Origin of the sequence: Synechococcus sp. BSA11S (assembly GCF_014224355.1) — a bacterium.
Lineage (GTDB): Bacteria > Cyanobacteriota > Cyanobacteriia > PCC-6307 > Cyanobiaceae > Regnicoccus_A.
This window is the reverse complement of sequence record NZ_VNWP01000018.1, coordinates 33,947-43,913: the sequence shown is the minus strand read 5'-3', so window position 1 is coordinate 43,913 and position 9,967 is coordinate 33,947. Positions and strand designations below refer to the sequence as shown.

The window sequence follows — 9,967 nt, the reverse complement described above, 5'->3', positions numbered from 1 at the left end:
ACTCACCTGAACATCCATTGAGCTGATCACCCGTGAAAGTGCTCCGCTCAAAACTCAGGCAAGCTCCTGATGCTTGTTTCTTTTGACGGGACCTCACACCTTTGCTGCTATCTCGTCTGACACCTCTCATCTCAACCCGCTAACGCCTCCCTTGCAGGAGCCCATCTCGCGCATCAAGCTCATCGGCATCCGACGCAGCAAAAGCGTCAGTTCCTAAACTTTTGAGTTGTCCAGGTGCGCCTCCTCAAAAGCCTCTCGGCTCTCGGGGTGGCTCGCGGGTGGTCTCCCATCCGCTTTGGAAACTTACAACACCGGCCGTCGGCTCTCGCCTCCTCCTCTGTTGCAAGCCCTGCAGCGCTCACCTTCCGGCTCACGCGCAGTCCAAAAACATACCACACTTCCGCCCGGCTCAGCGGTCAGTCGCTCAGCAGAGCCTCAGCCCAGGGCATGAACCGCTCCAGGGCCTTGGAGTTGCTGGCGGCGAGCACAGGGAAATCGGTACTGCCATGGTCTTCTCCGGGATGGAGGTGCTCGGGGCTGCGCACCAGCCAGCGCAGGGGACAGTGCAATTCGCTCAAGACCAGCCAGGCCGCGGCCAGATCCCAGATCTTGGGCGTGGCCTCCAGGGCCATCACGGTCTGCCCCATGGCCACACTCACCAAGTTGAGGCTGGCCACCCCCAGCAGGCGGATCTTGCCGGGGAAGCGCCGATCGGGCAGCTTCTGCAGCACGCCGATCGAGCGACTGCAGAGGGAGGCGCAACCCGCCGCCTGGGCCTCGTTCGCCGGTGGCCTGAGAGGCTTGCCATTGCGCCAGGCCCCCTTCCCTCGCACCGCGACGATCCGCTGCCGCAAGGGTGGAACGTCGAGTACAGCCAGCACAGGGACACCAGCCTCGAAGCGGGCCAGAGAAATCGCCCAGTAGGGAATCCCGGCGGCGAAGTTGGTGGTGCCATCAAGCGGGTCCACCACCCAGTAGGCGGAGGTGGAGGGCACCAGCTTGCGCCCCTCCTCACTGAGGACCCCCTCGCCGGGATAGAGCCGCTCGAGACCCCGCACAAGCGTCTCGTCACTCCAGCGATCACAGGCCGTGATCAGGCTCCCATCGGCTTTGGCCTCCGAGGCCATGTGTCCGAAATCGCGGCGCTGACGCTCGGCAACGGCATCCACCAGCTCCGTGAGCCTCAGTGCCTCGGATGGAATGGCGGTGAAGGTGGCGGTCATCCGAGTTCGGTGGTCAGGACCTGGGTCAGCTGCCTGGACGTATCGTCCCGGAAGCGGTGGACGTTGACAGCGTCCAGCACCCGCAGGGCTGCCAGGGCAATCAAGGCGGCCATTCCCAGCACCAGGGCATAGGGGAGGTAGGGGCCCTGGCCGGGGATGATGGCACGACCCAGATCAAGCAATCCTCCTCCCATCAGTTTCGCCGTGGCACGGGAGAAGGCCTGCGCCAGGCCCCAGACGCCCACGAAGGTGCCCGCCGCTTCCGGCAGGGTGAGATCCAGCATCAGGCACAAGGTGCTGTTGGTGCCGATGCCGGAGGCCAGGCCGAACAGCAGAAGCACGGCCTGCAGGAGGGCGACCTGGCCGACCAGGCCGCAGAGAATCAGCAGCAGCATCGAGGCCAGGATCAGCTGGCAACCGAGACGGGCGGTGGCGTACTTCCCCAGCCTGGGCACGATCCACCAGCCTGCCAGCACCAGTCCGAGCAGTGTGCCGACCCCCCAGAAGGCATTCAGGGAGGCTGTGGCGGCAATCGGCATGGCGAACACATCGGCGCCATAGCTCTCCAGGATCGGGTCCTGGATGAACAGGGCCAGGGTGAAGAGCACCAGGAACAGGAAGAAAACGGCCACCTGGCGGCTGGAGGTGATCAGTCGCCAGGCCTGGGGCAGGGTGACCGCATCGTCCCGCGCCGGGCTGGCGGATCCGCCGACGGCCCTGGCCCCGGCCGGTGCGGCAGGTTCGAGGCCCCAGGTTGCCAACAGGGTGAGGCCCATCACCGCCAGGGCGGCCCTGACCATGAACCGGAAGAGCACCGCTTCGAGCACCTGCGGGTCGTTGACGCCATCCAGTACCTGAAGGCTGCGGGAGATCACCAGCGCTCCCACGACAATGCCCACGGTGAGCATGCACCAGATGATCCCCACGGCCCGGGGGCGCTCACGCTCCTGGGTGCGATCGATCACCAGAGCCAGGTATGGGGTGGTGGCCATCGAAACCGCCAGGCCATAGGCGGCGAACAGGGCGCACATCAGGGCCGTGCCCAGGGCGATGGAGCCTGCGTCACCCAGCTCCCTGGCGGCTGCGAGCCGGAAGATCACCGGAACCACCAGGACCGCCAGCCCGCAGAACAGCGCGGCTCCCAGCCAGATGTAGGGGGTGCGATGGCGCCCCGCCAGGGGGCGGGTATCCGAGAGCTGACCGAAGAGAATCCTTGATGGCGCCACGAACTGCTCGAAGGCCAGGGCTCCACCCACCAGCAGACCGGGAAAGCCCAGTTCACTGATCATCACCCGATTGAGCATCCCGGCGAAGATCACCGCCAGAAAACCAAGGCTCCCCTGAAACAGCCCCAAACGCACGGTGCTGGCGATCGAGAGGCTGGGGGAGGAGGAGGGAAGGGCCATGGTCCTGGGCATGATTCAGGCAACGACACCATCCGGACCTTCGAACCGGTCGACCTGCTCGCTGGAGTGGCCTAAGGGGAGAGGGGCGCGGCCCCATCAGGCGCACGCACCTCAGATTGACAGGCCGGGGAGAGAGGTTGGGGCTCGATCGGAATCTGGGTGGTGGGATCGAGCTGGGGCTTGCTGGAAGGGAGGCTGGGGGGCTGGCAGAAGGCCACCTGATCCATCCCGGTGCGGCGCCTCAGCTCAGCCAGCCGTCGGTTGTAGTCGGTCACGGCGCGGGCGTAGCTGACCTCCGCCTGGGTGAGGTCCCTCTGGCTGTCGACCACCTCCCGCTGGGTGGTGACCCCCGCCTGGAAGCGCAGCCGAGCCAGCCGCAGGGCTTCCCGCGACGAGATCACCGCCCGGGAGGTGGTGGTGATGTCGCGGTTGTTCTGAAGCAACTGGTAGAAGCTGGATTCCACCTCCAGGCGAATCTGATCGCGACGGTCGGCGAAGTTGAAGCGCTGCTGTTCGGCCGCCTGCTTCTGCTGGCGGTACTGGGCGGCGGCCCGGCCGCCGTCGAAGAGGTTCCAGCTGAGGTTGAGGCCCACGGTGTTGTCGACCCCGTAGGTGTAGCTGCCCATGTTGATCGGCAGATCCACCGGGACACCCGTCTGCCCGTTGCTGCGATCCCAGCCGAAGTTGTTGACGATGCTCAGGAAGGGCTGCACCGCGCCGATCGCCGCATTGGCATTGCTGTTGGCAATCGAGATCTGCAGGATGACCTGATCGAGTTCCTCTCGGAAGGCATAGGCCGCCACGATGCTCTCCTGCAGCGAAGGCATCCAGGTGCCCAGCACCCGCGCCGGTTCCTTGGCGGTGGGGGTGACGTTCTGGGGAAGATCGAGCAGGGAGGCCAGAGCGCGACGGGACACCGACTGCTCGGCCAGGGAGTTGGTGAGCAACTGCTGGTCGCGGGCCAGCTGGGTTTCCGCCTGGAGAACCTCCAGTTTGGTGGACACCCCGGCCTGGAAACGGGCCCTGGCATCCTTGAGGCTGACCAGTGACGCGCGCACGGATTCCTGACCGATCCGCACCCCTTCATCGGCAAACTGAAGGTTGAAGTACTGCTGGGCCGCCTGAAGGCGCAGATCGCGCAGGGCGATCAGGTATTGGTTCTGGGCCTGCTCGAACTGATCACGAGCCGCTGAGATCTGAGGGACCCGCTGGGGGTTGATCAGATCCCAGTTGATCCCGATGTTCATGTTGGCCCCGAGGATCTGGCCCCTGGTGCGCGACTCGGGCGTGGCGAAAGGGCCCGTGGCATCGGCGTTGTAACGAAACCGATAGCTGTTGGTCAGGGCCGGGAAGGCGCTGCCGGTGGACAGGTTGATGTTGGGATACCAGGAGGCAATCTGGGCCCGCAGATTGGATTTCGCCTGTTCCACCTGTGAGGCCACCGCCTTGAGGTTGGGGTTGTTGGTCTCGGCCAGGGTCTCCACCTCCTGCAGACCCAGAGGGCGCAGTTGCTGGATCTTCACCTGGGCCGGCCTGATGGGCAGGGCCAGGGAGGGTGGAGAAGCCAGGGGCTGCAGATCAGGCTCGAGTTCCGTGGCCGCCGGTGGCAGAACGGTGGGATCCGACTTGGGCCGGTTTCCCTTGACTTCCGGGGCCAGCGGAATCGGCACCGAAGACGCCGAAGGGATCTCAGCAGGCTCGGCCGGGGCAGGCGCTGGTGCGGACTCCTGGGCCCGGCTCACCCCCTGAAGGCCGGGGACGAGCACCATCCCCGCGAGGGCTGCAGAAGCAAGGAAGGAGCGACGCACACCGGAACTCATGAATAGTGACGAGCTTAAAGATCCGTGGACGGCCTGCCGAGGCAGGCGGCCACGAAATCATCCGCCCCCTCCACCAGGCGAATCGAAGCGGGCAACCGCTGCTGGAGATCCTCCAGGCTGAGGTCGTCGAGAAAGACCGGCTCGCCTTGCCGCAGCATCACCGAGGGGAGCAGCAGCTGCTCCCCCAGGTCATGACCCTCCAGACCGGTCAGCAGATCGGAGCCTGTAAGCAGGCCGGTGACCACCTGCTCCTGCCCCCAGTAGGGACTGGGCAGCCCATACAGCCTCAGGCTCAGGCCTTCAACGGCATTGAGGCGATCGACCACCGGCTGGAGAGCCTCGGCGACGAGGGCCCCGACGACCCAGCTGAGTCTTCGGGGCCCTCGTGGAAGGCGGCGAGGCAGGCGGCTGGTGGCCTCATCCAGAGCCTCGAGAAAAGCGCGAATGCTGCCGACGCCATTCTCCTGCTGGGGCAGATCCTCATAGCTCTCGCGCTCCGGCAGAGGCTGACCAGCCATCAGGTACCACTCATCGGAGAGCCAGGCGAAACGGCTGCTGAAGGCCGCATGGAAGCGCTCCTGCAGGGGCTCCACCTGCGCGATCACCCTCCGGGCGCAGGCGCGGTCGACCGGCACCAGCCCATCCCCCGGGGGACGAAAGCGGGTCAGCCCCACGGGCACCACGGCGGCGGAGAGGACCGCCGGCCAGTCGCCGGCGGCGAAGCGGGCCAGATCCAGAAGCGTTCGCTCCAGAGCCGGTCCGTCATTCACCCCCGGGCAGACCACCACCTGGGCATGAATCTGCAGCCGGCGCTCGGCGAACCAGCCCAGCTGCTCGAGCAACAGGCCGGCACGGGGGTTCACCAGCAGCCGCCGGCGCAGCTCGGGATCGGTGGCATGAACCGAGACGAACAGGGGGGAGAGCCGCTGCTGCTCGATCCGCTGCCAGTCCGCGGGGGTGAGGTTGGTGAGGGTCAGGTAGGAGCCGTAAAGGAAGCTCAGGCGGTAGTCGTCGTCTTTGACATAGAGGCTCTGGCGCCGCCCGGGGGGCTGCTGATCGATGAAACAGAAGGCGCAGTGGTTGTTGCACTGGCGCAGCCCATCAAAGAGGGCCTCGGTGAAGGCAAGCCCCAGTCCGTCATCGGGATCCTTCTCCAACTCGAGGTGGTGGCGGGTGCCATCGGGATCCTCCACCTCCAGGCTCAGTTCCTCCTCTCCCACCAGCACCTGAAGATCGATCAGATCGCGGGGCCGTTTACCGTTGATGCTGATCAGCCGGTCACCAGGCTGGAACCCCAGCTCCTCCCCGATGGATCCAGGCTCCACCGTGGCCACCACGGCGGGCTGGGGCGGGCGGGCTGAATCCACAGGGGCCAGAGGCAGGCCTGCGGAGGGTTCGTTCCACACGGAAGAGACTGGAAGCAGTGACCCTCAGTGTGGGCGGCAGCAGGCCTCAGGTGGCGGCCGGACCCATCCGCCAGACCCAGAGCAGCAGCACAAGGCCGAACACCAACCGGTAGATCACGAAGATCCAGGTGCTGTGCGTCTGCAGGAAGCGCAGCAGCCAGGCGATCGCCAGCCAGGAGACCAGGGCGGCCGAGGCAATGCCGATCAGCAGGGGAACCGGACCCAGGCTGGCGCCTTCGGTGAAGGCCGACTTCAGTTCCACCAGTCCGGCCAGGGTGATCGCCGGAATCCCGAGCAGAAAGGAGAACCGTGCCGCCGCCGCCCGCTGCCAGCCGTCGAAGAGTGAAGCGGTGAGGGTGCTCCCGGAGCGCGACACGCCAGGGATCACCGCCAGGGCCTGGGCGATCCCCACCAGCAGGCCGTCGATCGGGCGCACCTGGGGCAGATCCCTGCGGCGGCGACCCACCCGCTCAGCCGCAGCCAGGAGCAGGGCCATCACGATCGAGACCAAGGCGATCGAGACGATTCCGCGCAGGGCTGACTGCTCGTAGTCCGGCCAGAGGGTTTTGATCGCCAGGCCCGCCAGCACGATCGGCAGGGTGCCGATGGCCATGGCCAGCCCCAGCCGGGCGGAGGGATCGCCCCACTGGCCCTGCCGGAAAGCGCGGCTGACGCCCGCCAGCACCTCCGCCAGGTCTTGGCGGAAGTAGACGAGCACCGCCGCGATGCTGCCCAGCTGGATCACCGCCGTGACAGCCACCCCCGGATCGCCCCAGCCGAGCAGCACCGGCACCACCTTGAGATGCGCTGTGCTGCTGATCGGCAGGAATTCAGTGAGGCCCTGCACGATGCCGAGCACCAGGGCATGCCAGCAGGCCTCCAGAAAACCTGGAACCGGGGTGGACAGGGCAGGGCCCATGCGCGTGGTGGCGCGGCGGAATCTGTGACCCTATGTCCGCCCGCCCGGCGGCTCCGCCACCAGCGTCCCTTAAGGTTGCATACCTTTCTTCACAGAACCTGGTGATCGGGGCTCACGCCAGACCTTCCACAGCTGCCCTGGTCACCGGGACTCTTGTGCTGTCCTGGCCTCCGTCGAGCTCGGCCCTGGAGGGTCCTCGAGCAGGAGCTGCGGAGGCCTTGTTGCAACGGGTGGCCTCAGCCCTGGTGGTGGTTCCGGTCTTTCTGCAAGCGCCCTGGGTCCGTCTGCACCCCTCGAGCGCCGTGCTGTTCACAGCCGTGCTCCTGGCCTCCGGGCTGCTGCTGGAGCTGCGGGGCAACGAGCGCTGGCGTTGTTTCGGCCCGCTGCTGGTGGGCTTCAGTGGCAGCTGGTTGGCCGGCTGTCTGTTCTGGGGCTGGTGCCGTCTGCATCCGGCCTGGCATCTTCCGATCGAGGCCTTCGCCCTTCCACTGGCCCTGGCCGGCCTGCAAGGCCGCTGGCGCAGCGCGGCCCTGTTCTACCTGGCTTCTCTGATGGGGACCGCCTGCACCGATGGGGCCATGGCCCTCACCGGGGTGATGACGCTCTGGCCGCAGGTGTTGAGCGCTCCACTGCTGGAGGCTCCGGCCCTGCTTCACCAGGCCGCCCTTGAGGTGCTTCGGCCAGCCCCCCTGGCTCTGATCCTGGTCATGGCAACGGGCCTGACGCTGCTCGCTCGCCGCATCAGCCGTGTAGGTCCTGGCGGTCGCCTGGCCGCGGCCACCCTGCTCACCACCCTGGTGGTGGATGGCCTGTTCCTGATCTGCGCACTGTTCAGCCCCCAGCTCAGCGGACTGGTCTGAGCAGGCCTGGCCAGGAGCGGCAAAGCCGGAATTGAAGAACTGCAAAAGCCTTGGCGCGGTTGGGGATGATCGGCTGACTCACCTGTAGCGTTGCCCCTGACCCTGCTCGGATCGCGTCCGAGTCAAGGCCTCCATCCACCGGCGATCCTCACGGATCCACACCTCGGAGAACTGCAATGAAACGGCTGGTTGCCTGGATGATGAGCGGCTTGCTGCTGGCCGGCCTGCTGATGTCCCTGCTCCTGCCTCCGGCTGTCCACGCGGAGGAACTCCGCAATGTGGCCGATGAGAAGATCGCGGCCCGCCAGGGGAAAGTGGATCTGAACAATTCCCCGGTGCGCAGCTTCCAGCAGTTTCCCGGGATGTATCCCACTCTGGCCGGCAAGATCGTTCTCGGTGGTCCCTACGAGGAGATCGACGACGTACTCGGCCTTGATCTGACCGATCGGCAGAAGGAACTCTTTGACAAGTACAAAGACAACTTCACAGTGACCCCACCCTCGATCGCCCTGAACGAGGGAGATGACCGCATCAATCCAGGCGTCTACCGCTGACCCCCTAAAGTCTCGAACCTCCGAAAGCCGTCGGTCTCCGGCGGCTTTTTTTGTGGCCCCATGCCCTCGACGCCCCGCCCACACCCACCCCTGGCTTCGCGCTGGGATGTGGTGGTGGTCGGGGGTGGGGCCGCCGGGCTGATGGCCTGTCTGGAGCTGCCCGCCGAACTGTCGGTGCTGCTGCTCAGCAAGGAGCGGGGACCCCGCACAGCCAGCCGCTGGGCTCAGGGGGGCATCGCTGCGGTGACCCGGGCGGAAGACAGTCTGGAAAGCCATCGGGACGACACCCTGCGGGCGGGAGCAGGACTCTGCGACCCCGACGCCGTCGCTCTGCTCGTTCAGCAGGCTCCGGCCTGCGTTGAACGGTTGCTGGGGCTGGGCATGGCCTTCGACCGTGACGGCAGCGGACTGAGCACCACCCTGGAGGCGGCCCACAGCCATCGGCGGGTCCTCCACGCCCAGGACCGCACCGGAGGGGCTCTGGTCGATGCGCTGGAGCGGGAGGTGTTGCGTCGCCCGGGCCTTGAGCAGCGCAAGGGGCTGATGGCGCTTCAGATCTGGGTCGAGCGGGGGCGTTGCCTCGGCCTCCAGGTGCTGGAGAACGACCAGGTGCGCTGGTTGCGCGCCGGAGCCGTGGTGCTGGCCAGCGGCGGCGGTGGCCACCTGTTCGAGAAAACCACCAATCCCTCCCAGGCCACCGGCGATGGGGTGGCCATGGCCTGGAGAGCCGGAGCTGCCATCCGCGACCTGGAATTCGTCCAGTTCCACCCCACGGCCCTGATGCTGCCGGGGGCCCCCCACTTCCTGATCTCGGAAGCGGTGCGGGGGGAAGGGGCCCGCCTGATCGACGCCCATGGCCGCAGTCCGGTGCTCAGCCTGGCCAACGGGGATCTCGCCCCACGCGACCAGGTCAGCCGAGCCCTGGTACGAACGATGCAGGCCCAGGGCGTGGACCACCTCTGGCTCGACCTCCGCCCGGTGGGACAGGAGCGGCTGAACCATCAGTTTCCAACCATCCTGCGCCGCTGCCGCGAGCTGGGTCTGGAGCCCAGCGCTGCTCCGATCCCGGTGGCGCCGGCCGCCCATTACTGGATGGGGGGTGTGAGCACCGACCTCAGGGCCGCCACCACCGTTCCAGGTCTGTACGCCGTGGGTGAAGTGGCCTGCACGGGCGTGCATGGCGCCAATCGCCTGGCCAGCAATTCATTGATGGAATGCCTCGTCTTCGCCGGACAACTGCGGCAGATGTCCATCCCAGCGCAGGAAACCCCCACCCGCAGATCTCCCAGGTCGACCAACACCGCTGGAGAGCTGCAGCCTCTTGTTCAGAACCACCCCCCGGGGAGCGGGCCGCTGGCGCAGTGCGAGCAGCTGCGCCAGCTCTGCTGGCGGGTGGCGGGGGTCGAACGCCGGGAGCGGGAGCTGCATGAGGCCCAGCAGGTGATCCGTCACCAGCGGCAGGAGCTGGAAGGGCAGGCCTGGATCCAGGCGCTGGAGCAGCTCGAGCCGGGGGATCAACTCAGCCTGGGGTCGGGAGGCGGAGGACTCCTGCGCCCCCTGCACGACCTGCGCCAGCTGCTCACCCTGGCGGATCTGCTGGTGGAGGCGGCTTTGTTCCGGCGCGAGAGCCGCGGTGGCCACTACCGCACCGACAGGCCAGCCCCGCAGCCCTTCTGGCGGCGGCACTCGCTGCAGCGGCGAGGGGAGGCGACCCACACCAGCCCGCTGCGCGAGGGAGGCTCAGGCTGAGGGCAGATTTCTCCCCGGCCACGGCGCAAG

8 protein-coding genes are annotated in these 9,967 nt (G+C 66.9%); 3 read left to right on the top strand and 5 right to left on the bottom strand.

Going from position 1 to position 9,967, the window contains the following annotated elements:
• Positions 1-416: 416 nt before the first annotated feature.
• The 5 genes from FPZ61_RS13350 to FPZ61_RS13330 all read right to left on the bottom strand — a co-directional run bounded on the left by FPZ61_RS13350 (position 417) and on the right by FPZ61_RS13330 (position 6,774).
• Complete coding sequence (locus tag FPZ61_RS13350; RefSeq protein WP_185467076.1) at positions 417-1,223, bottom strand: inositol monophosphatase family protein; 807 nt, start codon at positions 1,221-1,223, stop codon at positions 417-419.
• A complete protein-coding gene (locus FPZ61_RS13345) occupies positions 1,220-2,629 on the bottom strand; it encodes a BCD family MFS transporter (protein WP_185467075.1) in 1,410 nt (469 codons plus the stop codon). Before FPZ61_RS13345 ends, FPZ61_RS13350 begins: the two co-directional genes overlap by 4 nt.
• Positions 2,630-2,700: 71 nt before the next feature.
• The gene (locus tag FPZ61_RS13340; RefSeq protein ID WP_185467074.1) at positions 2,701-4,398 is read right to left on the bottom strand and encodes a TolC family protein; all 1,698 of its coding nucleotides are present in this window, start codon (positions 4,396-4,398) and stop codon (positions 2,701-2,703) included.
• A 65-nt stretch (positions 4,399-4,463) separates the two neighbouring features.
• On the bottom strand, positions 4,464-5,855 hold the full coding sequence (locus FPZ61_RS13335) for a TIGR03279 family radical SAM protein (protein ID WP_185467073.1): 1,392 nt from the start codon (positions 5,853-5,855) through the stop codon (positions 4,464-4,466).
• 46 nt (positions 5,856-5,901) lie between these two features.
• Positions 5,902-6,774 (bottom strand): undecaprenyl-diphosphate phosphatase, encoded by an 873-nt coding sequence (locus FPZ61_RS13330; RefSeq protein ID WP_185467072.1) that lies wholly within the window; start codon positions 6,772-6,774, stop codon positions 5,902-5,904.
• 221 nt (positions 6,775-6,995) lie between these two features.
• Between FPZ61_RS13330 and FPZ61_RS13325 the strand changes: the two genes are divergently transcribed.
• From FPZ61_RS13325 to nadB, 3 genes are all read left to right on the top strand, one after another.
• Complete coding sequence (locus FPZ61_RS13325) at positions 6,996-7,634, top strand: DUF3120 domain-containing protein (protein ID WP_185467083.1); 639 nt, start codon at positions 6,996-6,998, stop codon at positions 7,632-7,634.
• Positions 7,635-7,810: 176 nt separating this feature from the next.
• The gene (psbU, locus tag FPZ61_RS13320; protein WP_185467071.1) at positions 7,811-8,188 is read left to right on the top strand and encodes a photosystem II complex extrinsic protein PsbU; all 378 of its coding nucleotides are present in this window, start codon (positions 7,811-7,813) and stop codon (positions 8,186-8,188) included.
• Positions 8,189-8,248: 60 nt separating this feature from the next.
• Complete coding sequence (gene nadB, locus FPZ61_RS13315; RefSeq protein ID WP_185467070.1) at positions 8,249-9,937, top strand: L-aspartate oxidase; 1,689 nt, start codon at positions 8,249-8,251, stop codon at positions 9,935-9,937.
• Positions 9,938-9,967 lie beyond the last annotated feature (30 nt).